Source organism: Methylobacterium sp. Leaf361 (assembly GCF_001424445.1).
In the GTDB taxonomy this organism is placed as follows: domain Bacteria; phylum Pseudomonadota; class Alphaproteobacteria; order Rhizobiales; family Beijerinckiaceae; genus Methylobacterium.
In genome coordinates, this window is sequence record NZ_LMPY01000078.1 from 83,555 (window position 1) to 106,621 (window position 23,067).

Below are 23,067 nucleotides of genomic sequence, written 5' to 3' on the forward strand. Positions count from 1 at the left end.
GTAGCCGATCTGCAGCNAGCCCCCTTTTAGAACCTCGCCCTGTGGCGAAGATGCGACGTCCGGGCCGCCCCGTGGCGAGGCGGCCCGGACAGCGTCTCACTCGTCGTCGTACATCCCGGCCGAACTGTGCGTCGCCCCGGCGACCAGGATCTCGCGCTTGCCGGCGTGGTTGGCCGGGCCGACGATGCCCTCGATCTCCATCCGCTCCATGATGGAGGCGGCGCGGTTGTAGCCGATCTGCAGCCGGCGCTGGATGTAGCTCGTCGATGCCTTCTGGTCGCGCAGCACGACCTGCACGGCCTGGTCGTAGAGGTCGCCGCCAGCCTCGCCGAAGGAGCCCTGGTCGAACACGGCGCCGTCGAGTTCGAGTTCCGCGGCGCCGGCCTTGCCCTTGCCGCCGCCCTTCTCGGTCGCGCCCTCCTCGTCATCGGCGGTGACGGCGTCGAGGTAGCTGGGGCGGCCCTGGCGCTTGAGGTGGGCGACCACGCTCTCGACCTCGCTGTCCGAGCAGAACGGCCCATGCACCCGGCAGGATGTCGAGGGGCAGCTGCCCGATGGGCGTCGATCTTGCTCGTCACCTGGAAGCTGATCCGGGTCGGGAAATTCGCCTTGATCGTCCCGGTGATCACGTCCACCGACGGCCGCTGCGTCGCCATGATCAGGTGGATGCCCGCCGCCCGCGCCATCTGCGCCAGACGCTGGATCGCTCCCTCGATGTCCTTGCCGGCCACCATCATCAGGTCGGCCATCTCGTCGACTACGATCACGATGTACGGCAGCGGCGCCAGATCCATCGCCTCGTCCTCGTACACGGCCTCGCCGGTGTGGCGATCGAAGCCGGTCTGCACGGTCCGGGTCAGCACCTCGCCGCGCGCCGCCGCCTCGGCGACCCGGGCGTTGTAGCCGTCGATGTTGCGCACCGCGATCTTGGCCATCTTCTTGTAGCGTTCCTCCATCTCGCGCACGGCCCACTTGAGGGCGATGACCGCCTTCTTGGGGTCGGTGACGACCGGGGAGAGCAGGTGCGGGATGCCGTCGTAGACCGACAGCTCCAGCATCTTCGGGTCGACCATGATCAGGCGGCACTCCTCGGGCTTCAGCCNTGACGACCGGGGAGAGCAGGTGCGGGATGCCGTCGTAGACCGACAGCTCCAGCATCTTCGGGTCGACCATGATCAGGCGGCACTCCTCGGGCTTCAGCCGGTAGAGCAGCGACAGGATCATGGTGTTGATCGCCACCGACTTGCCCGAGCCGGTCGTGCCGGCGACCAGGAGGTGCGGCATGCGCGCGAGGTCGGCGATGATCGGCTCGCCGCCGATGTTCTTGCCCAGACACAGCGCCAGCTTGTGCTTGCTCTCGGCGAAGTCCGTCGAGGCCAGGAGCTCGCGCAGATAGACCGTCTCGCGCTTGGCGTTCGGCAATTCGATGCCGATGGCGTTCCGGCCGGGGACGACCGCGACGCGGGCCGAGACCGCCGACATCGACCGGGCGATGTCGTCGGCGAGCGCGATCACGCGGCTGGACTTGGTGCCGGGCGCGGGCTCGAGCTCGTAGAGGGTGACGACCGGGCCCGGCCGCACCGCCAGGATGTCGCCGCGCACGCCGCGCCGAAATCGCCGAGGGTCGCCTCCAGCAGCGTGGCGTTCTGCTCCAGCGCGTCCGCCGAGATCAGGCTCGCCTGGGACGGGCCGCGGGGGGCCGCCAGCAGGTCGAGGGCGGGCAGGGCGTAATCCTCGGGACGGACGGGCGGCGCGGGGGCGCGCCGTGCCGGCACGGGCGCTGCGGGCGGCGGCGCCACCCGGGACGCGGTCGGCTCGGCCCGCGGCGGGACCGGGCGCTGCGGCGCCTCGAACGCGTCCGGATCGTCCTCCGCGTCGTCCCGCGGCGGCGCGGCGCGGCGGGCCGGCGCCGCGGGGGAGTCCTCGGACGCGTCGAAGACGGGCTCGCGCCGGCTCGCGCCGGCCTGCCGGCCCTCGGGCAGGTGCTCGGCCCAGGGGAGATCGGCGTCCGTGAAGGCGCGGCGGGCCGCGAGGGCGGGCGACGCGCCGTCGATCGGCTCGGCCCGGCCGGCGCGCCACGCGGCGATCCGGTCGGCCGCGGCGCCGCGCAGGCCCATCAGCCCCTGCGCCAGGGCGCCGACACCCACGAGGCCGAGGCTCGGCTCGTCGGAATCCTCGCGCTCGTCGCGGCCCGAATCCCGGCCCCGCGCCGGCGCGCGCCGGACGGGGTAGGGATCGTCGTGCAGGCTGTCCTCCTCGACGGCGCCGAACCGGCAGGCGCCGGTCAGGCTGAGGATCGCCACGGCGGCGTAGCCGAAGCCGACGAGGTGGGCCGCCGCCGACGAGACCGCGCCGACGATCACCCGCGCCATCGACAGCAGGCCGTCGCCGGCCACGCCACCGAGGCCGGTGGGCAGGGGCCAGCGGGTCGTCGGCGGGAGCGCGCTCGCCACCGCGCTCGCGGCGCAGAAGCCGATGATCCAGAGGGCGATGCGCAGCCCGCCCTCGGGCAGGTTGCGCTCCCGCATCAGCCGGATGCCCCAGAGCACCGGCGGCAGCACGAAGGCCAGGGAACCCAGGCCCAGGATCTGCATGGCGAGGTCGGCCACGACGGCGCCCGGCTGGCCGAGGACGTTGTGGGCGGCGTGGTCGGTGGCGTGGTTGAGGCTCGGGTCGTCGATCGACCACGTGGCCAGGGCCACGGTCAGCGCGACCGCGCCGGTGAACAGCACGAAGCCGCCGAGCTCCGTCAGGCGCTTGCCCAGGAACGGGCGAACGCTGTCGACGAAAGTCTCGTAGGGCGATGCGGGACGGCGAAGCGAGCGCATGCGGGACCGGACGCAGGACGGGGACTTACCCCCGAGGCTAGGCACGACCCCCTTAACGACCTGCTAAGGTTGAGGAAGGCTCACCGGCGCCCGGCCGCGCATCACCAGGGTGTCGCCGTCCGCTCCACGGGTGCAAAATCCGCCCCGCTGTGGCACAGGGGCGGCCATGAACATCGACGGCCAGCCCTACCGAACGATCTTCCCGGACCCGGACGGCCTCAGCGTCCAGGTGATCGACCAGACCCGCCTGCCCTTCGCGTTCGAGCTGAAGCGCCTCGCCACGCTGGAGGACGCCGCGGTGGCGATCCGCACGATGATCGTGCGGGGCGCGCCGCTGATCGGCGTCACGGCCGCCTACGGGCTGGCGCTCGCCATGCGCGCCGACGCGTCCCACGACGGGATCGACCGGGCGGTGGCGACCCTCGCGGCGACGCGGCCGACCGCGATCAACCTGCGCTGGGCACTGGACCGGGTCTCCACCAACCTGCGCCAGGTCGCGCCGGACGAGCGCTTCGCCCGCGCCTTCGCGGAGGCCGGCCGCATCGCCGAGGAGGACGTGGCGAGCTGCCGCTCGATCGGCGCCCACGGCGGCCAGATCATCGCCGACCTCCACGCGGCAAGGGGCGGCGACCGGCCGGTCACGGTCCTGACCCACTGCAATGCCGGCTGGCTGGCGACGGTGGACTGGGGCACGGCGCTCGCGCCGATCTACGCCGCCCACGAGCGGGGCGTGCCGGTCCACGTCCTGGTCGACGAGACCCGGCCGCGCAGCCAGGGTGCCGCGCTCACGGCCTTCGAGCTGAACGGCCACGGCGTGCCGCACACGGTCATCGCCGACAATGCCGGGGGCCACCTCATGCAGCACGGCGGCGTCGATCTCTGCATCGTCGGCTCGGATCGGACCACGGCGAGCGGCGACGTCTGCAACAAGATCGGCACCTACCTGAAGGCGCTGGCGGCCCACGACAACGGCGTGCCGTTCTACGCCGCCCTGCCGTTCTCGACCATCGACTGGACCCTCGACGACGGGGTGAAGGAGATCCCGATCGAGGAGCGCGACGGGCGCGAGGTCACCCACATGACCGGCCGGCTGCCCGACGGCGGCTTCGCCACGATCGAGGTCGTCTCCCCCGGCAGCCCGGTGGCCAACCCCGCCTTCGACGTGACGCCGTCGCGCCTCGTGACCGGGATCATCACCGAGCGCGGCATCTGCGCGGCGAGCCGCGAGGGCCTGTACGATCTCTATCCGGAGCGCCGCCGGGCGGCGTGAGGGCGGATTCTCCCGCAGCCGCGGCCGCCCGGCGCAGTATCCGGGTCTTCCCGAACGCGGTGTGACCGAAAAGGCAGCCTCGGGGGCAATTCGCGCCCCGTATCCGCGCGGCCGCTTTCGCGGCTCGACGGTGTTCGGCAGAACGGATGCCGGAGCGTCGTGGGGAAGAACAAATCTCGACGGCGGATGGACTGATCATCCCAGTCCGATCTCGACACCTTCGAGGTGGCCGCGATGGCGAAATTTCATTTCGTCGAGGATTATGAGGCGTACGTCCGCCGACTGATGCGCGACTTGCCCCTGGACGAGGCGATGAGCGTGGCGGTGGGCGGCGACTACGACCGCATCGGCGCGATCGAGTGCGAGATCCTCCAGCATTTCGGGCTCCGGGACGGCCAGTCGGTGGTCGATTTCGGTTGCGGCTCCGGGCGCCTGGCGGTGCATCTCGCCCGCACCGCGAGCGTCGCGTATCTGGGCCTCGACGTCGTTCAGGACCTGCTGGACTACGCGAAGCGCCGCTGTCCCAGGGACTACCGCTTCGCCCGGAACACGGCGCTGTCGCTGCCGGTCGCCGACGGCAGCGTCGACCTCGTCTCGGCCTTCAGCGTGTTCACGCATCTCCTGCACACGGAGTGCTACATCTACTTGGAGGAGATGCACCGCGCCCTCAGGCCCGGGGGCCGCGTCGTGGCCTCGTACCTCGAGTTCAGCATGGCCTCGCACTGGGGCGTCTTCACCAAGACGGTCGGCGAGCAGCGCACCAGCACGGTGCCGCACCTCAACACGTTCATCGAGCGCAGCGTCTGGCAGACCTGGGCCGACCATATCGGCTTCGACAGCGTGACGTTCCTCGACGGCACGGCGGCGCCGTGGCCGTCGGGCGTGTATCTGGGTCAGTCCCTCGCGGTGCTCGGCAAGGCGCCGGCCTGAGGCCCGCTCACGGCTCCCACTGGTGGAAGACCGCGCTGTCGAAGGCGAAGACCGCCTCGCCGCGCTGGTTCACCCCGGTGTTGCGCGCGAAGGCCAAGCCCCAGCCCGGCCGCGACGCCGAGGCGCGCTTGTCGGTGAGCTTGGCGCTGAACCGGACCGTGTCGCCCGCGTAGACCGGCTTCAGCCAGCGCAGGTTCTTGAACCCGGGGGAGGGGCCCGCCTCCGGGACCGGCCCGCGGGCGGCCGTGTAGGCGGCGTCCCGGGCGCGGGTCGTGAGCATCCGGTTCATGTAGGCGGCGGTCGTGTGCCAGCCGGAGGCGCAGAGGCCGCCGAAATGGCTGCGCTTGGCCGCGTCGTGGTCGAGGTGGAAGGCCTGCGGGTCGTAGGCCCGCGCGAAGGCCACGATCGCCTCGGCGCTGAACGGGTAGGCGCCCAGCTCCCGGACGGCGCCGATCTCGGCGTCCCGCAGGAACGGCAGGATCTCGGCATCCTCCGGCTCGGTGACCGGCCCCGGCACGCCGATCTCCACGGGCCGCGGGGGCAGGGGATCGGTGCCGCGGCGGGCCAGCATGAAGGTGAAGCGCTGGGTCAGGACCGTCTCGCCGCGCTGGTTGGCGAGGGCGACCTCGGCGGTCAGGAAGCCGAGGCCCGGCTTCGAGGCCGAGTCGCGCAGGCCCGCGACCCGGAAGGTCAGCGTCAGCGCGTCCCCCGGCAGGACCGGCGCGAGCCACCGCAGCTCGTCGATGCCGGGCGCGCCCAGCGACGAGCCGCCCCGAAACGGCCCCTGCTGGAGCAGGCGCATGCCCAGGGCCGCCGTGTGCCAACCCGAGCCGATCAGCCGGCCCGCGAAGGTCGTCTCCGCCGCCGCCTCGTCGAGGTGAAAGGGCTGAAAGTCGAAATCCTTCGCGAAGCCCACGATGTCGTCGCGGGTCACCGTCAGCGGCTCCCCGACGATCACGTCGCCGACGGAGAAGTCTTCCAGGGCGGGATCGGGCATGGCGGGCTCGTCACGTTGATCAGTGGGGCAGGCGATCGGGATCGCCGTCTTTGCGAGCGGAGCGAAGCGATCCAGGCGGCGCCGCGCTCACCGATGTCGCGCTGCCCTGGGTCGCGTCGCTGCGCGCGCGATGACGGGGTGGGGCCGACCTCAGTTGGCGAAGCGGAAGTGCAGCACGTCGCCGTCCTGCACCACGTACTCCTTGCCCTCCAGCCGGAGCTTGCCGGCGTCCCGGGCCCCGGCCTCGCCGTTGAGCGCCGTGTAGTCCTTGAACGCGATGGTCTCGGCGCGGATGAAGCCCTTCTCGAAATCCGAGTGGATCACCCCGGCCGCCCCGGGCGCGCGGGTACCCTTGGTGATCGTCCAGGCGCGGGCCTCCTTGGGGCCGACCGTGAAGTAGGTGACGAGGCCGAGCAGGTCGTAGCCGGCGCGGATCACCCGGTTCAGGCCCGGCTCGGCGAGGCCCACCGCCTCCAGGAACTCGGCCTGGTCGGCCTCCGGCATCACGGCGATCTCGCTCTCGATCTTGGCCGAGACCACCACCGCCACGGCGCCCTCCGCCTTGGCGCGGGCGAAGACCGCGTCCGAGTAGGCGTTGCCCTTGTCGGCGTCGCCCTCGTCGACATTGCAGACGTAGAGCACGGGCTTGGCGGTCATCAGGCCGAGCGACTGGAACAGCTTCTCCTCGTCGGGTTTGCGCTCCACGAGGCGGGCGGGCTTGCCGTCGCGCAGCAGCGGCAGGGCGCGGTTGACGAGGTCGAGGGTTTCCTTGGCCTCCTTGTCGGCGCCCTTGGCCTTCTTCTCCAGCGACTGGGCGCGGCGCTCCAGGCTGTCGAGGTCGGCGAGCATCAGCTCGGTCTCGATGGTCTCGATGTCGGCGGCCGGATCGACCTTGCCCTCCACGTGGGTGACGTCGCCGTCAGTGAAGCAGCGGACCACGTGGGCGATGGCGTCGACCTCGCGGATATTGGCCAGGAACTGGTTGCCCAGGCCCTCGCCCTTGGAGGCGCCGCGCACGAGGCCGGCGATGTCCACGAAGGTCAGCCGCGTCGGGATGATCTCCTTCGAGGAAGCGATCCGGGCGAGGTCATTCAGCCGCGGATCCGGCACCGCCACCTCGCCGACATTCGGCTCGATGGTGCAGAACGGGTAGTTGGCCGCCTGGGCGGCCGCCGTCTGCGTCAGCGCGTTGAAGAGGGTCGACTTGCCGACGTTCGGCAGGCCGACGATGCCGCATTTGAAGCCCATGGGTCAGTTCCGTCGCAGCGCGTCGTCGGGCGACGCGCGGAATGGGTTGATGAGAATCGGGCCCGCGAACACGACGCCGCGCGCCCCGTCCTCGGTCGAGCGCGCGGCACCGACGCGCCGGGCCGCGGCCGCCGGGAGGCAATCGAACCGCCGACAGCCGGGCGCGACGCGCACCGCCTTCATCGGACCCTCTCGCCCGCCCCGATATCCCGTCCCCGTGTGGGCGTGTCAATTTCTGGCGCCCAGCGTCTTCACGTCGTCCCAGCCGCGGCCGGCCATAGCGAGGTGGACCTTGTTCTGGAAGCTCGCGTCCTCGCCGGCGGCGAGCAGGGCGGCGTGGTCGGCCACCGCCCGGCAGAGATCCTCGACCCAGGGCAGCTCGGCCTTGCCGAAATCGTTGAGCACGTAGGCATGGACCAGCGCCTTGTCGCCGGGATGGCCGATGCCGAGCCGCACCCGGCGGTAATCGTTGCCGCACTGCGCGGTGATCGAGCGCAGGCCGTTATGGCCGGCATTGCCGCCGCCGAGCTTCACCCGGAGCTTGGCGGGGGCGAGGTCGAGCTCGTCGTGCAGCACGATCACGTCGCTGAGTGGGATCTTGTAGAAGCGCTGCGCCTCCGAGACCGCGCGGCCGGACTCGTTCATGAAGGTCGAGGGCTTCAGCAGGATCGCCCGCTCGGTGCCCAGCACCACCTCGGCGGCCTCGCCCTGGAACCGGTGGCGGAACGGGCTCGCCCGGTGCTGGCGGGCGATCGCGTCGACGGCGAGGAAGCCGATATTGTGCCGGTTGCCCGCGTAGCGCGCGCCCGGGTTTCCGAGGCCGACGATCAGCCGCATGGTCTGCATCCCTCTCAGGCCGCGGTCTGTGCCACGCTTCGGCGCGGGACGCATCCCCGGCCGTGCCCGGACCCGTCGCGCGCCTTCCGGCCCGCGCCGCGTCTCCCCGTGCGCCAGCGCACGGCGGCGGTCGAACCCGGGGCAGAGTATCTCCGTTGAGAGGTCACATTCGGCCAAGCAAAGCCGGAGCGATCAAGACCGCCGCCCAGCGCATCGCGACGACGATCTTCCTCACTCGACACGGTTGACCGGATGACTTCCCGTCGAAGTCATACGAAGACACTCGGAGATCATCATGACCGTTCGCATGCTCGCCGCCGCCGCCCTGGTCGCCGCGGTCGCCACGCCCGCCCTCGCGCAGGGCCTAGACTCGAAGCACTCGCCCTACCCGGCCTCGGCCTATTCGGGCTGGGTCGGCAACGCCCCCGTCCTGTACCGGGACGCCGCCGGCCCGGCCCGGCCGGCCGCCTACCGCTACAGCGGCCCGCATGCCGGCGGCCCGGCCAACGCCCTGCCGCGGTTCTGACGGGAGGCCGTCCGTCAGGACGGCAGGACGGGCTGACCGGCATGCGCCTCGGTCCCGTCGCTCGAAGCCGGGGCCCCGCCATCGACCCCCGTCGCGGCCCGGATCTCCCCGGGCCGCAGGGTCCCGACCAGAAGATCGACCTGACTGACGAGGCGCACGAGCGACTGTCCGCGATCCAGCGCCGGCCGCTCGGGCACGGGCCTGTCGGCGCCCAGGGCCGCCAGCGTCGCGGTGATCCAGGCTCGCCAGGGCTCCGCCTCGGGGGCGGCCGCCTCCGGGGCGTGCCGCAGGACGATCAGCCGGGCGCTGATCCGGCGCAGGGTCGCGTCGGCCACCAGGGCGGATTCCACCTCCGGGTGGCTGCCGGCCCGGGGCTGCTGCAGGGCGCGGGAGAGCGCCGCCTCCAGATCGTTGAGGGCGAGGCCGGCCTCGCGGCTCTGCGCCGCGATCGCGGCCTCGCGGCCCTCGCCGGGCGGCGCGCGCAGCACCGCCTCGGCGAGCCCGGCCTGGGCCTTCAGCGCCCGGCGCAGCTCCTGCCGGACCTGATCGGGCTCCCAGATCGGCCAGAGCACGAGGCAGCTCGCCACCGCGATCACGCCGCCCAGCACCGTGAAGCCGCCCCGCATGGCGACGATCTCCCAGGAGCTGTGGCCGGGCTCCAGCAACTCGACGAGCAGCACCACGAGGGGCGTCAGGCAGGTGACGAAGAACCCGTACGAGATCTGGCGCGCCGCGAAGCCGACGATGCTGAGCACGAGGATGAGCCCGGCCTCCGCCAGCGGGCTCGTGGCGTAGTAGGCGAGCACGGCCCCCACGAGGCCGCCCAGCACCGTGCCGCCGATCCGCTCCAGGGCCCGCTGCCACGTCGCCGCGTAGAAGGGCTGCATGGTGAGCACCACGGTCATCACCAGCCAGTGCGTGAAGGCGCCCGCGTAGGTCAGGGTGGCGGCGAGCGCCGGCGCCGCGACCGCGCTCGCCCGCAGGGCGTGCCGCAGGTTGGGCGAGGCCAGGGTGAAGTTCTGCGCCAGCGGCCCGACGTAGCGGGTCCAGCGGTCGAGGCTGCCGCCCTCCGTGATCGTGCCGCCGGGCCGGTAGCCCTCCGGCGTCGACAGCTTGGCGCCGAGCTGCACGCGCCCGGCGATCCGGTCGGCGAGGCGGGCCTGGGTCGGGTCCTCCGACAGGCCGTCGGCCACCCGGGCGATGGAGTGCTCCAGGCGGCCGAGGTCGAGGTTGACGTCGTCGCGGATCGCCCGGGCGATGGTCACCAGCAGGGGGCGCAGGCGCCGCAGGAAGACCTTGGCGAGCGCCCGGCGGCGCGCGTCGGGCCGGCTGTCGATCAACTCGCCCACGGCGATCAGCGCGGCGAAGATCTGCTCGGCGCTCTCCAGGCGCAGCAGGGCCTGGGCGGTGCGGTCCGAGACCCGCTCGCGGGAGCGGGCGAGGTCGAGGATCATGGTCCGCGCGGTCTCGATGCTCGCCCGCACGCCGCGGCGGTGGCCCCGCGCGTGGCCGTCGAAGGCGGCCGTGTCGGGCTCCGGCAGGGCGACGAGCCGCTCGAGGTCGCCGCAGAGCCGGGCGAGATTGTGCCAGACCTCCGCCACCGCCCGGTGGGCCGGTCGGTACGGGTGCAGCCGCCAGATGACCAGGGCCAGGAAGGTCGCCCAGAGACCGCCGGCCGCGAACATCGCCGCGGTGACGGCCGCCTGCGCGACGTCGAGCGGCCGGTCGAGGGCGATGCACAGGACCACCACGAGCACGTTGCCGGCCGACTGGGCCTGCACGCTCCAGACGCGCGCGTACGAGCAGGCGAAGATCAGCGCGCAGGCGACCGGGACGACCACCGGCAGGCCGAGGGGCTGGATCAGGCCGAGGCCGGCCCAGAGCAGCCCGCCGAGGAACGAGAAGGCGGTGAGGACGCGCAGGCGCGCCCGCATCGGGCCGCCGTTGTCGCAGAAGCAGGCGAGGTTGGCGGCGAGCGCCATGGTCAGCAGCGGCGACCACTGGATCCAGATGTTGAGGAGGATGACGACGCCGAACGCGAAGGCGGCGCGCACGCCCTCCACGAGCCGCACGTTCCGTAGGTCGAGGCCCGTGGGCAGGCGCCGCAGATCGCCGCCCGGCCGGCTCAGGCTGCCCCGGCCGGCGGCGAGGCGGCGGCGCCGGACATGTCCGGGGGGCGAGGCTGTGGGACTCGGCGCGGTCAAGCTCGGTCTCCCGACGGGGGCGCGGCGCCCCGGCATGAACCGCGCTCCGGCCTGACCGGATCCGCGGCGGCGCGCAACCCCGGCCCGCTCCCGGCGCCGGATCGCTAAGGCGCGTCCGGCGCATCGCCGCGGGGCAGTCTCTCCATCCTCGGCCCGATCCGGGACGCCGCGCCGGTCCTCGCCCCGCGCGCTTGACCCTCGGGCGAGCCCGTGGCTTCTGGGGCCGCCTGGCCCCGACTCCGTAGCTCAGCTGGATAGAGCAGCCGCCTTCTAAGCGGCAGGTCGTAGGTTCGAGCCCTACCGGGGTCGCCAGGTCTTTCCCCGTGGCCCTGTCATCCGGCCCTACGGCGCGGCCGGCGCGGCGGGGTTCGCCGCCTCCTGCCGGTCCGGCAGGCTCCGCTTCCAGCGCGCCCGCAGGACGGCGGGCCGGAGGCCGTGCCGCTCCTCCAGGAACTCGGCGTCCGTGATCCGGTCCGTGCGGAAGTGCCGGAACGCCCCGCGCAGCTCGCACCAGCCGGCCACCATCCGGGCCTGATCGAAGAACCCGACGATCACCGGCCAGATCACGCGCCGGCTCGGATCGCCGCGGACGTCGCGGTACTGGATGCAGATCTTGCGGCCCTCGCGGATCCAGGCCCGCGCGCGGGCGACGTCGATCCCGTCCGCGGCCTGCGCGAAGGCCGTCGGCGTGCCGATCGACGGATCGGCGATGAGCGGGCGCAGGCGCTCGGGGACCACGGCGGTGATCTTGGCGATGAGATCGCGCGCCGCCTTGGCGAGGACCGGCTCGCCCCGTCCCGCGACCCACTGCGCGCCGAGGACGGCCGCCTCGATCTCGTCGGGCGTCAGCATCAGCGGCGGCATGTCGAACGCCTCGCCGAGCACGTAGCCGAGCCCGGCCTCGCCCTGGATCGGCACGCGCTGGCCGACGAGGTCGGCGACGTCGCGATAGACCGTGCGGACCGAGACCTCCAGCTCCCGGGCGATCTCGGCGGCCGTCACCGGGCGCGGCGAGCGGCGCAGGATCTGGATGATCTGAAACAGCCTGTCCGCGCGCCGCATCCACCGACTCCTGCTGACAGAATGCTGTCAGCAGGGCGTCCCTACAAGTCCTCCCGCCACGGCCATCCCGCGCGCCGTGCCGACAGGAACCGCGCCATGATCACCCTGTACCACGCCCCGCAATCGCGCTCCTCGCGCATCGTCTGGCTCTTGGAGGAGATGGGAGTTCGCTACACCATCGCGCCGGTCTCGATCTTCCGGCCGATGACGGGCGAGGGCGTGCCGGACGCCACCAACCCGCATCCTGACAAGCGCGTCCCGGCCGTCCTGCACGCGGGCGGTCTGGTCACCGAGTCCCAGGCCATCGTGCTCTACCTGGCGGAGACGTTCCCCGAAGCCGGCTTGGCGCCTGCGGTGGGCGCCCCCGAGCGCGGCGCGTACCTGACGTGGCTGGCTTGGTACGTCGCCGAGTTCGAGCCCGCGCTGTTCGCCGGCCTGACGGGTGAGCTCGCGGGATCACCGCAGAAGCGCCGGAACCACGCGGCGGTGGTCGACCGCCTGGAAGCCGCCCTGGCGCGCGGCCCCTACGTGATGGGCGCGCGGTTCTCCGGCGCCGACATCCTGATCGGCAGCGCCCTGGGCTTCGGCCGCGCGGCCTTCCCGGCGAGCGCGGCCCTCGATGCCTATCTGGACCGCTGCCGGGCGCGCCCGGCCGCCCTGCGCGCCGCGGCGAAGGACGGCGCGTCGGGGCCGCAATCTGCCTAGCGCCGACGGGGCGCCGCTCGCGATTCCCGGGTGGCCGGGAGCGGCCCGCGCGCGGCGATTCCGAGCGGCTCCGGCGACCGCGGGTGTTCCGGGACACGCCGGGCCCGAAAGCTTGGGCGTACATCGGGATCACACCGCGAACACAGTCGCGAACCCGATGGAGACGACGATGACCTGGACCAACCGCATCGCCTTGGTGGCGACCCTGATCGCCGGCGCGGTCGCCCTCGTGACCTACGCGCAGGCCCTTAGCCTGCCGGCCCATTTCGCGTGAGCGAGACGGACCCGTCGGCCGTCTCGCTGACCGCCGCCGCCTGAACGCGCGCCGAACGGTTCCGCAGCGCAGCGTGACTCTTCGCACCGCACGCAGCCGGCCGATCCGGCATCATCATTGCAGACGAACCGACCGGGTCCGGCTGAGGACCCGCCGCTTGATGAAAGGAGTGCACGACATGGTCCTGAAGGGCTTCTCCTACGCGATGATCGGCGCCTTCCTGGGCGGCCTCGCGATGACAGTGACCGGCTCGGCCGGGGTGCTGATGGGCTTCTGAGCCGCGGCAGTCCTCGGGGCCGCCCGGGCGACGGACTGCCCGAACGGACGGCGTGAGCGGCGGGGCGAGAGCCCCGCCGTTCCCGTATGCGGGGATCGGACCGCGCGGCGGAGCCGCCGATCCCGGCCGCTCCGCCCCGGTCAGGCCGTTTCCTTGCGGGTGACGACGAGCGCCCAGATCGTCGCCGGGATCCATCCGATGATCGTCAGGTGGAGGATGATGCAGAGGATGCCCTGAAACACCTTTCCGCGCAGGAACATGGCGAGCCACGGCGCGAGAAAGCAGATGAGGATCATGATCATGGGGGCAACGGGTTTCCGCGTTCGTGAGCGAACACGGATCGCGGCGGCTGGTTCCGGACGGCCGAGCTTCCGCCGCGGCCCGGCCTAGGCGTCGGACCGCGCGCTCAGATACGCCCTGAGACGCGAGGCCCGACCGGAGCCGTCGATGCACTCGATCCCGCCGCCCGTGTTGAGCGTGTGGAGGCAGCTGCCAGGCCAGGCCGGGCCGGGCTCGATCCGGTCGAGGATGGTCTGGGCGAACCCCTCCGGGTCGAGCCGGTCGATGCGCGCCAGCGACAGGGCGCGTCCGTAACCGTGGGCGCAATCCTGGACCGGCCGGATCAGGACCCCGTCGCGCGCGACGATCCGGCCCGCGGGCCGGGCGAAGGACGGGTCGACCAGCACGGGATTGGCCGGATGCGGCGCGTACGGCCCCCGGAAGTCGGGCGCGGACCAGAGATACAGCGCGTCGTGGTGGCAGCCCGATCCGGGCGGGGCGCCGACGGGCGCGTCCCGGACGGTGGCGAACATCCACCAGCGGCCGCCGTGCTCGAGGAGCGTCGCGTCGCTCGCGACCACGCCGGAGAGGAGCGTCGCCTCCTTCACCCAGCCGCCCGGATAGCGGGTCGCCCGGTAGAGATCGACCGTGCCGGCCGCGGAACTCTCCGGCACCATCCAGACGGAGCCCGCGCGCGCGAACACGAACGGGTAGGAGAGGTGGTGCGGCTCCTCCAGCACCGGGACGGGCGGCCCCTCGGGTCCGTCCGGCCCGAAGCGGACCGCCGAGATGATCGCCTTGCCGGTCGCGTGCGGAAACTCCTCCACGAAGACGTGGGTCGTCCCGTCGACCGCGAGGGGGAACGGGTCGGCGTAGAAGCGCCGCCCGTCGTCGGGCAGCACCTGCCAGCCCTCCGCGGGATGGCGGCCCAGCGCGACGAGGTCCGGCCCGCGGAGGGTCCGCCACCCGGTGCGCCAGTGCGGGGCGTGGTAGCACAGCCTGTACAGGCGCCCGACGAGGCTCCGGGCGACGAGCCGCGCCGGCCGGGACGCCAGGATCCGCCCCGGACGGGCGGGCGCGGCCGCGGCCGCGGCGGGCGTCGCCGCGAAGGCGCGGCCGTCCGACCGGGCCCGCAGGGCGGCGGCGACGAGCGTCGCCGTGCGCGACAGGGCATCCTCGAACGAGACGGCGATGGAACCCCGGTAGTCCGAGCCGAGCCGACCCGCGGCGACGACGGTGCCGCCTTCGAGGAGGTCGAGCTGCGGGACCCGGCCGGCGAGCAGGCTCGCGAGCAGGCCGGTCTCGCCGAGGCCGCCGTCGTAGGCCACGCGCCAGACCGGGCAGGAGGCGGCCGCGTCGCCGCACAGGTCGAGCACGAGGTCCGGGGTCCCGGGACGGGTCCAGGCCGCGAGATCGGCGGGCGGCACGGGCCGCGACCCGTTCGGCGTCAGCCGGAAGATCAGCGCCTCCAGGCGGAACAGCAGGTCGGCCTGTGCCGGCCACTCCTCCAGACCGGGCGCGGCGTCGACGCTCACCGCCGCGATGCCCGGCAGGCCGGACAGCCGGTCCAGCAGCGCGACGTGCCAGCGCCGCGGGTTCGCGCCGTCGAGGCGAACTCTCACATGCATGGCGCCCCGGTTCCCATCGCGCGGTCGTCGCGACGACGACTGTCGAGTCCATCTATTTTCCTGTTGGTAACAGGAGTCATAACTTCGGATCGCGGCCCGGGACGCGCGGGTGATCGGACCCTCGATCGGGATCCGCGGGATGAAACCCTGTCTCGCGGCGGCGGGGGCGTTCCGGCACCTTGCCGGGTCGCCCAGGCCGGTGTCGGGATCCCGCGGGAGCGATCGGGATCGCCGCCGCGCCGTCCGGCGGCCGACCGGCACCGGGTGTGGCGTGCCCGTCACACCCGGTGCCAACCCGACATTTCGATGCAACCAAAACGCTGCCGTGTTGTTGGCGCGCTCGCCCGCGTAATGCGCGCTGTATTTCCGCGCTTCGTCGCGTCTTGAAGGATGCTTTACTCTGGCATTTCGGGCCTTCGACAGGCGGTGTGACCTCAAAACTACAGCCATTTTCCCCGGTGATCGGTAGCCACACCGCCAGATCACACATTCGGGGAACCGACATGACCAAGCTCCTGGCCTCGCTGGCCGCCTTCACGGCCCTCACCGCCGCTGCCTCGGCCGCCGACCTGCCGCGCCGCGCCGCCCCGCCGCCGGTGTTCACCCCCGTCCCGGTCTTCACCTGGACCGGCGCCTACTTCGGTATCAACGCCCGCAGCCAGGACGGCTTCTCCGGCGGTGGCCAGATCGGCTACAACTGGCAGATCACCCCCGGCTCCGGCCTCGTGATCGGTGTCGAGGCCGACGCCCAGTACCTCGACTTCGGCCGTAACCGGAACAGCGCCTTCGTCTCCGGCGCGCTGGCCCCCGGCTACTACGTCACCGACCCGCGCGGCCTCTCCAGCCTCGACTTCTTCGGCACCGTCCGCGGCCGCCTCGGCTACGCCTTCGACCGCACCCTCGTGTACGGCACCGGCGGCTTCGCCTACGGCTCGGGCAGCGCCGACCGCTCCTTCGGCGGCTAYGCCGGCAACGACAGCTTCCGCACCGGCTGGGCCGTCGGCGGCGGCATCGAGTACGCCCTGCCCACCGACTCGTTCCTGAACTTCTTCCGCTCCTCGGCCGTGACGCTCAAGGTCGAAGGCCTGTACGTCAACCTCGACCGCAACACCCGCAACCAGGGCGCGTTCGTCATCAACGCCGCCAACAACTTCCCGGTCGTCTACAGCGGCATCGGCCGCCGCTCCGACGAGTTCGCCGTCGTCCGCGCCGGCCTGAACTACAAGTTCGGCTCCTACTGAGACCAACAACTTCCCGGTCGTCTACAGCGGCATCGGCCGCCGCTCCGACGAGTTCGCCGTCGTCCGCGCCGGCCTGAACTACAAGTTCGGCTCCTACTGAGATCGACCAGCGGCGGTCGGGTGCGACGCTCGCATCCCGACCGTCGCACCCGACCCGACACGCGAAGGGGCCGCYTCCCACAGGAGGCGGCCCCTTCGCCGTTCGGGCGGCCGGAATCCGGCCCGGCCTCGACCCGGACTTGACCCGGACTTGACCCGGCGCCGCCTTAGTAGCCCTTCCAGAGGCCGGGTGTGGCCAGCTCGAGCAGGTGCCCGTCCGGGTCGCGGAAGTAGACGCTGACGCCCCCCCGCGGCCAGCGGGTGCGGCCCTCGACGGCCACGCCGGCGGCCGCGAGATGGTCCTCCCAGGGCGCGAGGGCGTCGGCGTCGATCGAGAACGCGATATGGGCCGGGCCGCGGCCGTCATGGGGCGGTATGAGACCGCCCGGCGTCTCGATCGGCTGCAGGGACCCGCCTTCCGGAAAGAGCAGGAGGACGCCGCGGCCGCCGACGTCGAAGGCGCGCATGCGGAAGTCGGTGAAGAGGCAGCGCAACCCCATCGTGTCGCGATAGAAGGCCTCGGCGCGGTCGAGGTCCGCGACGTACAGCGCCGTCTCCAGGATGGCGTTGAGCTCGGGCACGGCGATCTCCTGGCGGCGGCGCGGTCACGGCCCGCGGGACCCCGTCCGGTCCGGTCCGGGCCGGTCCAGTCCGGGCCGGCGCAGCGCCGGGCGGCGGCCGCACCGGGCCAACCGGCCGGTCCCGGACTCGGTTCGCCGCGGGCTCAGACGGCCGACGGCCGCGGCGCGCCCGAGTCGGGGCGCGGGGCGCGGCCCGGCACCAGCGACAGGGCGGCCGAGAGCAGGGCGAAGACCACGAGCGGCAGGAGGCTCAGGGTGAAGCTGCCGGTCCCGTCCTTGATCGCGCCGATCAGGTAGGGGCCGAGGAAGCCGCCGAGATTGCCGACCGCGTTGATGGCCGCGATGCTCGCCGCCGCCGTGGCGGGCGGCATCTGCTCGGTCGCGAGCGCCCAGAACGGGCCCTTGAGCATGTAGACGCCCATGGCGGCGATCGTCAGCGCCGCCACGACCGGGCCGAGCCCCGACAGGACCGTGCCGCCCGCGAGCCCCAGCGCCAGGATCAGGAACGAGAGCGCGAGGTGCCAGCGCCGCTCGGCGGTCCGGTCGCTGTGCCGGCCCCAGAGGACCATCGCCAGGGACGCGAAGCCGTACGGGATGCTGTTCAGGAGCCCGGTCTCGACGTTGCCGAGGCCGAAGCTCTTGACGATCTGCGGCGTCCAGAACGACAGCCCGTAGCTGCTCGCCGTCGAGCCGAAATAGATCGCGGCGAAGAGGGCGAGCCGCCGGTCGCGCAGGATGTCCCAGAGCGGCGGCTTCGCGGGCTGGCCGCTGCGGGTGTTGCGCGCCGCCTCGGCCCGGAGCTGCCGCTCCAGCCAGTCCCGCTCGGCCGCCGGCAGCCACGCCGCGTCCCGCGGGCCGTCCGGCAGGAGCCACAGGACCGCGACGGCCAGGAACACCGCCGGCAGGCCCTCGAGGATGAACAGCCACTGCCAGCCGGCGAGGCCGAACCCCGTCACGTTGAGCAGCGCGCCGGAGATCGGCGAGCCCAGGAACGACGAGATCGGGATCGAGATCATGAAGACCCCGATGATCCGCGCCCGGTAGGCGGAGGGGAACCAGTAGGTCAGGTAGAGGATCACGCCGGGGAAGAAGCCGGCCTCGGCGAGCCCCAGCAGGAAGCGCAGGCCGATGAACGACCACGGCCCCTGCACCAGGGCCATGGCGGCGGAGATGAGCCCCCAGGTCGCCATGATCCGGGCGATCCACAGCCGCGCCCCGAAGCGCTCCAGCATCAGGTTGCTGGGGATCTCCATCAGGAAGTAGCCGAGGAAGAAGATGCCGGCGCCCCAGCCGAACACGGTCGCCGAGAGGCCGACATCGTGGTTCATCTGGATCGCCGCGAAGCCGACATTCACGCGGTCCAGGAAGGAGACGAAGTAGGCGAGGATCAGGAACGGCACGAGCCGCCAGCCGATCCTGCGCATCGCCGAGCGTTCCAGGGCGGCCTCGTCCGGGGAGCCTGTCGCCAAGCCTGTCATCGAGCGTGTCCTCGTCGCGTCATGGAATCCGCGCGGCGTCGAGGGCGTCGATGCACCGCCGCGATGGCGGTGAGACGGATATCTCGGGCTTCCTCGCGGGCCGGTCATCTCTGGCGGTGACCTGTGCCGAATCTGCTTACCCCGTTCCCGATGCGGCTGGGAAGCGCTCGCGCGGCTTCAATCGATCGGACTTGTTGGAGGGAACGGCGTATTCGTGTGGCAGGATACCGTTGAACTACGCCGTGCCGGCGACACAGTAGGCTCGTGCAGCGGGGCTGTAGGGATGCCGATGGCCTGTTCGTCTTTGCGAGCGCAGCGAAGCAACCCAGGGATGCGAGACATCGGTCAAGCTTGGCGCAGCTGGATTGCTTCGCTGCGCTCGCAAAGGCACGGAGCCAGTTCTGCGCGATCCCTGTCGCCGGACCGCGACCCTCTCCGCGTTCGGGTACCCGGAAAAGGCGCGCACGCACGGACCTGGAGCCGCTGATCCCGCGCCCACGTCTCGAGGTCTTGAAAGAGGGCGACCCCTGCGCCTCAGCCCTTCTTGACGTTCCAGAACACCGGCACGCCGTCGAGGACGCCGGTCAGGGACGGCTTGTACGAGGTCTGGTTGAAGTACTGCCCGAGGGGCAGGTAGGGCAGGTCGACGAAGGCCTGCTGCTGGAGCTCGCCCGCGAGCCGCTTGCGCGCGGCGGTGTCCGGGGCGTCCAGCCACTGGTCCCGCAGCGCCTCGATCCTCGCGCTGGTGGGCCAGCCGATCGCGGCGCTCTGTCCGGTCCCGCGCAGGAAGGCGCTGACCGCGGGATTCGCCTGGTCGAGCCCCGCCCAGAAGGTGCAGAAGGCGCTCCAGCCGCCCTGGGCGACCGGCTCCTTCTTGGCGCGCCGCTGCACCACCGAGCCCCAGTCCATGACCTGATAGTCGACGTTGAAGCCGGCGCGCGTGAGCATGTCGGCCGCCACGTCGGCGAGCGCCTTCAGGCTCGGGAAGTCCGAGGCGCCCATCAGCACCACCTTCTCGCCCTTGTAGCCGGCCGCCGCCAGCGCCGCCTTGGCGCCCGCGTAGTCGCGCTTGCTGGTCAGGGCGTCGAGGCCGACGTCGCTCGCCATGGGCAGGCCCGGGCAGAAGAAGCCGGTCGGCACGTGGATCAGCTTGGGATCGGTGCCGGTCACCGCCTGCATGAAGTCGGTCTGGTCGACGACCTTCAGCAGCACCTGCCGGATCGCCGGATTGTCGAAGGGCGGCTGGAGCTGGTTCATCCGCAGGCAGCCGATCAGGCCGGTCGGGTCGGTGATCCGCGTCGTCAGCCCGCGGAGGGTGGGCACGAGGTCGGCCGGTGGCTGCTCCCACCAGTCCATCTCGCCCGTCTGCATGGCCGAGGCGGCGGTGGCCTGGTCGGGGATGACGTTCCACTCGACCCGGTCGACGTGGACGCGCTTCGGGCCCGAGGTCCATTGCGGCTCGCCGCCCTCGCGGGGGACGTAGCCGGCAAAGCGCTCGTAGACCACCCGGGCGCCGACCACGCGCTCGTCCGCCTTGAAGCGGAACGGGCCGCTGCCGACCATCTCGGTCACCTGCGTGAACGGGTCGGTCTTGGCGAGACGCTCCGGCATGATGGCGCAGATCGAGGAGCCGACCTTGCCCAGCGCGTCCGGCAGGAGCGCGAAGGGCTTCTTCAGGCGGAACTGGATCGTCCGGTCGTCCGGGGCGGAGAGGTCGTCCGTGTAGGCCATGAGCGTCTGGCCCATCGCGTCGCGCTTGCCCCAGCGCGCGACGCTCGCCACGCAGTCGCGGGCCAGGACCGGGCTGCCGTCGTGGAAGGTCAGCCCGGGCCGCAGGGTGAGGCGCCACAGCTTGCCGTCGTTCTCCACCGTGTGGCCCGCCACCATCTGCGGCTGGGCGGCGTAGGCGGCATCGGTGCCGTAGAGCGTGTCGAAGACGGCGAGCCCGTGATTCCGGGTGACGTAGGCGGTCGTCCAGATCGGATCGAGCACCGTCAGGTCGGCCTGCGGGATGAACTTGAGCGTCCGGGCGGCACTGCCCTGCGCCAGCGCCGGGGTCGCGAGGGCGGCCCCCGACAGGGCCATGAAGGATCGTCTGTTCAGCATGCCGACTCGCCCGAGCGTTGCAATCCCGCTCAGGTTAGCACGCGGCGGGCCAAGCGCATCACAAGCGCATCACGGGCGCACCGGTCAGCGTGCGGCCGCCAGATCCTGCACGAGGGTCAGGACGCGGCGGCGGATCTCGGGATCGTCGATGCGCCGGTAGGCATGCAGCAGGGCGTCGGCCTCGTCGGCACGCCCGCCCGCGACGCCGGCGCCCCGCTCCGCGCCCAGTGGGCCGTACAGGGAGGTGGCCGGAACCTGCAGCGCGTCGGCGATCCGCTGCAGCAGCCGCCCGGCACCCGGCGCGTGCGGCGGTGCGGAGCGCTCGAACAGGTCGTCCTCGGGCGCCGCAGCCCCGGAGGATCCGCTCCGGACAGGTGACTTCGATCCCATCGGCGGTCAGGCTCTGGCGCGCGGGCTGGCTCGAGCATTCATAATACAGAAGACCGGCAGGACGCGAGTGGCCAGCACGCAACAGTTGCATGAATGCGTAAAAGAAGTCTTGAGGTTGCAGCTACCGAACCCGTAGATCGACCGGACCGGAGCCGCACACGTACACCGCCATGCCCAAGACCAACGCGTCCGTCGGTCAGACCTGTCCCGAAGCCTTCCAGATCGCGCTCGATTCCGCCGACATGATCGGGCACTGGGCGTGGGACCCCGCGACGGACCGGGTGCGGGTCGACGCCCTGGTGGCCCTCCTGTTCAAGGTCGATCCGACCGCGGCGGAATCCGGCATCCCGCTGGCCGTCTACGAGGAGGCCATCCACGTCGACGACCGCGACCGGGTCGACACCCTGATCCGCCGCAGCGTCGCGGCGGGGAGTTCCTACGTCGCCGAGTACCGGGTGATCTCCGTCGACGGCCGGATGCGCTGGGTCCTGGCGCGCGGCCGCTTCACCAGCGACCGTCGCGGCCGGCCGACGGGCGGGCGCGGGATCCTCGTGGACATCACGGCGCTGCGCGCGCGCGAGGCGATCGGCGGCGCGACCGCGCCCGACCTCGGCGACACGCCCCTGGACCGGGCGGTCGAGCACGCCCTCGCCGCGCAGGACGCCGTCGCGGCGCTGGGCGATCCGGCCCTGAAGGCCGAGGCGGACGCGCTGCTGATGGCGCTGGGGCGACGGCTGGCCCGGCGGCAGGTCGCGGAGCGGCGCCGCCGCCTGAACTGAAGCGTGACGGCAGCGGCGCGGCGGCAACCACTAAATTCAGCCGCTACTTGTTCGCCTTGTTGGTGCAAAGCGGGGATGAACAAGCTTTCGTCAAGATAACGACTTTATTGGCCGCGAGCAGGTGCGGGACCGGCAGCGGCGTTGCCGGAGCCCCGTTCTCACCCGAGCGCGTCGCGCGCGCCGTTGCCGTCCGGACCCGGCGGGTCCGGCTTCCCGGGATCGTCGTCATGCACTTCACCGTCACCGCACGCCTGTCCGCGCGCCGGTTCGCCTACCAGCACGCCTCGGTCCTGAACGCCCTGGATCAGGGCATGAGCCTGATCGCGGCCGGCATGGCCGAGGTGACGATCACGGACGGCAGCGGCGAGGCGCGGACGCCGGCCGCGCTGTACCAGTCCCTGTTCGGGGCGCCCGGTCCCCTGCGGCGCCGCCCGGCGCAGGCGCAGGCCGCCTGATCCCGGACGACCCGATCGCGCGCGACGCCCGCCCCGCAACAGATCGCCCCGCAGCGGATCGCCCCCTCGCCGGGCGGCGACGGGGCAGTGTCCGCAGGTGCTCGGGCGATCACGCCTTCGGTTTCACGACCCGAGGCCTGGAAACGACCGCGGCCCATCTCGACTAAAGAGAAATTTGACCAGTACGACGTCGTCTTTCTGGACAACGGCCGAGATCAGGCTTAACCTCGGTGTGTTCGTGCCGCCGACATGCGCGCTCGAATGCTTCCAAGGATCATCTTACATGAAGCGCCGCAGCGCGCGACCGTTCATGGTCGAAGTCAAGCAGACCCGTTCGGCCCGCACAACGCTGACTGCCACCGAGGCGCGGCCGCGCCCGGACAAGATCCTGTGGCCGGAACTGGCGCAGGCCGCCCTCGCGCCGCCCGCACCCGCGCCCGCCCCTCAGGCGGCACCGGCGCCGCGCCCGGAACGGAAGGTGCCGGACGCACCGGTGCGCCGCGTCCTGCCGAGCCTCATGCCGATGTTCGAGGCCCCGGCCGAGCCGGTCCTCGAGGCCGCCGACGAGGCCGCGACGGACCCCGCCGCCGAGACCGTTCCGGCGCCGCGGGCGCGGCGCGGGCGGCCGCGGGCGGCCGCGCGGGACGCGCTCCCGCAGGTGCAGACGGTGCCGCCGCGCCCGGCCCCGCCGCCGGCCCTGCCCGTCGACGAGGCGCCCGCCCGCGTCCCGCCGCCGGCCGCGTCTGGTCCCACGTCGGGTCCCACGTCGGGTCAGGGCCCGTCGCCCCGGTCGACGGCAGGGCGGCGGACGAACGAGCTGCGGCTCGGCGAGCGCTGGAAGCGGCGCCTGCCGCACTTCATGCGCTGATCCCG

The 23,067-nt window shown here is 72.4% G+C and carries 20 protein-coding genes, 1 tRNA gene and 3 pseudogenes; 10 read left to right on the forward strand and 14 right to left on the reverse strand.

All coding sequences use genetic code 11. From position 1 onward, the window contains the following. Nucleotides 1-96: 96 nt before the first annotated feature. Nucleotides 97-1,102 (reverse strand): annotated as a pseudogene (locus ASG32_RS35490) (FtsK/SpoIIIE domain-containing protein); the annotation flags it as partial. 1 nt (nt 1,103) lies between these two features. Next, nucleotides 1,104-2,828, reverse strand: a pseudogene (locus tag ASG32_RS35495) (DNA translocase FtsK 4TM domain-containing protein); the annotation flags it as partial. Nucleotides 2,829-2,994: 166 nt separating this feature from the next. On the opposite strand from ASG32_RS35495, the gene mtnA reads away from it, so the two are divergent. Both mtnA and ASG32_RS30015 read left to right on the forward strand, forming a co-directional pair. Continuing rightward, nucleotides 2,995-4,098 carry an S-methyl-5-thioribose-1-phosphate isomerase gene (mtnA, locus tag ASG32_RS30010; RefSeq protein ID WP_056533553.1) on the forward strand — a complete coding sequence of 368 codons (1,104 nt, stop codon included), beginning with the start codon at nt 2,995-2,997 and terminating at the stop codon, nt 4,096-4,098. Nucleotides 4,099-4,332: 234 nt separating this feature from the next. After that, on the forward strand, nt 4,333-5,028 hold the full coding sequence (locus tag ASG32_RS30015; protein WP_056533815.1) for a class I SAM-dependent methyltransferase: 696 nt from the start codon (nt 4,333-4,335) through the stop codon (nt 5,026-5,028). 7 nt (nt 5,029-5,035) lie between these two features. Here ASG32_RS30015 and ASG32_RS30020 read toward each other — a convergent pair whose 3' ends face one another. From ASG32_RS30020 to pth, 4 genes are all read right to left on the reverse strand, one after another. Further along, nucleotides 5,036-6,025: a MaoC family dehydratase gene (locus ASG32_RS30020; protein WP_056533555.1), complete on the reverse strand. Its 990-nt coding sequence runs from the start codon at nt 6,023-6,025 to the stop codon at nt 5,036-5,038. 150 nt (nt 6,026-6,175) lie between these two features. Continuing rightward, complete coding sequence (gene ychF, locus ASG32_RS30025; protein ID WP_056533557.1) at nt 6,176-7,273, reverse strand: redox-regulated ATPase YchF; 1,098 nt, start codon at nt 7,271-7,273, stop codon at nt 6,176-6,178. Nucleotides 7,274-7,276: 3 nt separating this feature from the next. Then, nucleotides 7,277-7,456 (reverse strand): hypothetical protein, encoded by a 180-nt coding sequence (locus ASG32_RS30030; protein ID WP_056533559.1) that lies wholly within the window; start codon nt 7,454-7,456, stop codon nt 7,277-7,279. A 45-nt stretch (nt 7,457-7,501) separates the two neighbouring features. After that, nucleotides 7,502-8,110 (reverse strand): aminoacyl-tRNA hydrolase, encoded by a 609-nt coding sequence (pth, locus tag ASG32_RS30035; protein ID WP_026605103.1) that lies wholly within the window; start codon nt 8,108-8,110, stop codon nt 7,502-7,504. Between the two features lie 295 nt (nt 8,111-8,405). Here pth and ASG32_RS30040 point away from each other — a divergent pair, with 295 nt between their 5' ends. After that, nucleotides 8,406-8,636, forward strand: a complete 231-nt coding sequence (locus ASG32_RS30040) for a hypothetical protein (RefSeq protein WP_020094261.1) — start codon at nt 8,406-8,408, stop codon at nt 8,634-8,636. Nucleotides 8,637-8,650: 14 nt separating this feature from the next. On the opposite strand, the gene ASG32_RS30045 is transcribed toward ASG32_RS30040, so the two are convergent. Then, nucleotides 8,651-10,840 (reverse strand): FUSC family protein, encoded by a 2,190-nt coding sequence (locus tag ASG32_RS30045; protein ID WP_199866178.1) that lies wholly within the window; start codon nt 10,838-10,840, stop codon nt 8,651-8,653. 235 nt (nt 10,841-11,075) lie between these two features. On the opposite strand from ASG32_RS30045, the gene ASG32_RS30050 reads away from it, so the two are divergent. Next, nucleotides 11,076-11,152, forward strand: a tRNA-Arg gene (locus ASG32_RS30050). A gap of 30 nt (nt 11,153-11,182) precedes the next feature. Here ASG32_RS30050 and ASG32_RS30055 read toward each other — a convergent pair. Then, entirely contained in the window at nt 11,183-11,902 is a 720-nt protein-coding gene (locus ASG32_RS30055) for a YafY family protein (protein WP_056533563.1), read from the reverse strand. Nucleotides 11,903-11,998: 96 nt separating this feature from the next. Here ASG32_RS30055 and ASG32_RS30060 point away from each other — a divergent pair, with 96 nt between their 5' ends. Continuing rightward, entirely contained in the window at nt 11,999-12,607 is a 609-nt protein-coding gene (locus tag ASG32_RS30060) for a glutathione S-transferase family protein (RefSeq protein WP_056533565.1), read from the forward strand. Between the two features lie 691 nt (nt 12,608-13,298). Here the strand turns inward: ASG32_RS30060 and ASG32_RS33140 are convergent. Both ASG32_RS33140 and ASG32_RS30065 read right to left on the reverse strand, forming a co-directional pair. Beyond that, nucleotides 13,299-13,460, reverse strand: a complete 162-nt coding sequence (locus ASG32_RS33140) for a YqaE/Pmp3 family membrane protein (RefSeq protein WP_020096541.1) — start codon at nt 13,458-13,460, stop codon at nt 13,299-13,301. A gap of 84 nt (nt 13,461-13,544) precedes the next feature. Further along, nucleotides 13,545-15,065, reverse strand: a complete 1,521-nt coding sequence (locus tag ASG32_RS30065; RefSeq protein WP_056533567.1) for a hypothetical protein — start codon at nt 15,063-15,065, stop codon at nt 13,545-13,547. Nucleotides 15,066-15,568: 503 nt separating this feature from the next. On the opposite strand from ASG32_RS30065, the gene ASG32_RS30070 reads away from it, so the two are divergent. Together ASG32_RS30070 and ASG32_RS35500 are read left to right on the forward strand one after the other, a co-directional pair. Further along, entirely contained in the window at nt 15,569-16,306 is a 738-nt protein-coding gene (locus ASG32_RS30070) for an outer membrane beta-barrel protein (protein WP_056533569.1), read from the forward strand. A gap of 4 nt (nt 16,307-16,310) precedes the next feature. Beyond that, a pseudogene (locus tag ASG32_RS35500) lies at nt 16,311-16,406 on the forward strand (porin family protein); the annotation flags it as partial. Between the two features lie 166 nt (nt 16,407-16,572). Here ASG32_RS35500 and ASG32_RS30075 read toward each other — a convergent pair. The 4 genes from ASG32_RS30075 to ASG32_RS30090 form a co-directional block, all read right to left on the reverse strand. Next, nucleotides 16,573-16,986 (reverse strand): VOC family protein, encoded by a 414-nt coding sequence (locus ASG32_RS30075; RefSeq protein ID WP_020094093.1) that lies wholly within the window; start codon nt 16,984-16,986, stop codon nt 16,573-16,575. A 143-nt stretch (nt 16,987-17,129) separates the two neighbouring features. Beyond that, nucleotides 17,130-18,464: an MFS transporter gene (locus ASG32_RS30080; RefSeq protein WP_056533571.1), complete on the reverse strand. Its 1,335-nt coding sequence runs from the start codon at nt 18,462-18,464 to the stop codon at nt 17,130-17,132. A 534-nt stretch (nt 18,465-18,998) separates the two neighbouring features. Then, complete coding sequence (locus ASG32_RS30085; RefSeq protein WP_056533573.1) at nt 18,999-20,570, reverse strand: ABC transporter substrate-binding protein; 1,572 nt, start codon at nt 20,568-20,570, stop codon at nt 18,999-19,001. Nucleotides 20,571-20,654: 84 nt separating this feature from the next. Further along, nucleotides 20,655-20,960 carry a hypothetical protein gene (locus ASG32_RS30090; RefSeq protein ID WP_056533575.1) on the reverse strand — a complete coding sequence of 102 codons (306 nt, stop codon included), beginning with the start codon at nt 20,958-20,960 and terminating at the stop codon, nt 20,655-20,657. Nucleotides 20,961-21,130: 170 nt separating this feature from the next. On the opposite strand from ASG32_RS30090, the gene ASG32_RS30095 reads away from it, so the two are divergent. From ASG32_RS30095 to ASG32_RS30105, 3 genes are all read left to right on the forward strand, one after another. After that, on the forward strand, nt 21,131-21,739 hold the full coding sequence (locus ASG32_RS30095) for a PAS domain-containing protein (RefSeq protein WP_056533577.1): 609 nt from the start codon (nt 21,131-21,133) through the stop codon (nt 21,737-21,739). A gap of 227 nt (nt 21,740-21,966) precedes the next feature. Continuing rightward, complete coding sequence (locus ASG32_RS30100) at nt 21,967-22,194, forward strand: hypothetical protein (protein ID WP_056533579.1); 228 nt, start codon at nt 21,967-21,969, stop codon at nt 22,192-22,194. Nucleotides 22,195-22,477: 283 nt separating this feature from the next. After that, nucleotides 22,478-23,062, forward strand: coding sequence for a hypothetical protein (locus ASG32_RS30105; protein ID WP_056533581.1), 585 nt, complete (start codon nt 22,478-22,480; stop codon nt 23,060-23,062). Nucleotides 23,063-23,067 lie beyond the last annotated feature (5 nt).

Bases quoted from the DNA above. Each gene is read 5' to 3' on its own strand.
- ASG32_RS30100 (WP_056533579.1), top strand. From the start codon at position 21,967: ATGCACTTCACCGTCACCGCACGCCTGTCCGCGCGCCGGTTCGCCTAC.
- ASG32_RS33140 (WP_020096541.1), bottom strand. From the start codon at position 13,460: ATGATCATGATCCTCATCTGCTTTCTCGCGCCGTGGCTCGCCATGTTC.
- ASG32_RS30060 (WP_056533565.1), top strand. From the start codon at position 11,999: ATGATCACCCTGTACCACGCCCCGCAATCGCGCTCCTCGCGCATCGTC.
- ychF (WP_056533557.1), bottom strand. From the start codon at position 7,273: ATGGGCTTCAAATGCGGCATCGTCGGCCTGCCGAACGTCGGCAAGTCG.
- ASG32_RS30040 (WP_020094261.1), top strand. From the start codon at position 8,406: ATGACCGTTCGCATGCTCGCCGCCGCCGCCCTGGTCGCCGCGGTCGCC.
- ASG32_RS30105 (WP_056533581.1), top strand. From the start codon at position 22,478: ATGAAGCGCCGCAGCGCGCGACCGTTCATGGTCGAAGTCAAGCAGACC.
- ASG32_RS30085 (WP_056533573.1), bottom strand. From the start codon at position 20,570: ATGCTGAACAGACGATCCTTCATGGCCCTGTCGGGGGCCGCCCTCGCG.
- ASG32_RS30030 (WP_056533559.1), bottom strand. From the start codon at position 7,456: ATGAAGGCGGTGCGCGTCGCGCCCGGCTGTCGGCGGTTCGATTGCCTC.
- ASG32_RS30095 (WP_056533577.1), top strand. From the start codon at position 21,131: ATGCCCAAGACCAACGCGTCCGTCGGTCAGACCTGTCCCGAAGCCTTC.
- ASG32_RS30080 (WP_056533571.1), bottom strand. From the start codon at position 18,464: ATGACAGGCTTGGCGACAGGCTCCCCGGACGAGGCCGCCCTGGAACGC.
- mtnA (WP_056533553.1), top strand. From the start codon at position 2,995: ATGAACATCGACGGCCAGCCCTACCGAACGATCTTCCCGGACCCGGAC.
- ASG32_RS30090 (WP_056533575.1), bottom strand. From the start codon at position 20,960: ATGGGATCGAAGTCACCTGTCCGGAGCGGATCCTCCGGGGCTGCGGCG.
- ASG32_RS30020 (WP_056533555.1), bottom strand. From the start codon at position 6,025: ATGCCCGATCCCGCCCTGGAAGACTTCTCCGTCGGCGACGTGATCGTC.
- pth (WP_026605103.1), bottom strand. From the start codon at position 8,110: ATGCGGCTGATCGTCGGCCTCGGAAACCCGGGCGCGCGCTACGCGGGC.
- ASG32_RS30055 (WP_056533563.1), bottom strand. From the start codon at position 11,902: ATGCGGCGCGCGGACAGGCTGTTTCAGATCATCCAGATCCTGCGCCGC.
- ASG32_RS30065 (WP_056533567.1), bottom strand. From the start codon at position 15,065: ATGCATGTGAGAGTTCGCCTCGACGGCGCGAACCCGCGGCGCTGGCAC.
- ASG32_RS30015 (WP_056533815.1), top strand. From the start codon at position 4,333: ATGGCGAAATTTCATTTCGTCGAGGATTATGAGGCGTACGTCCGCCGA.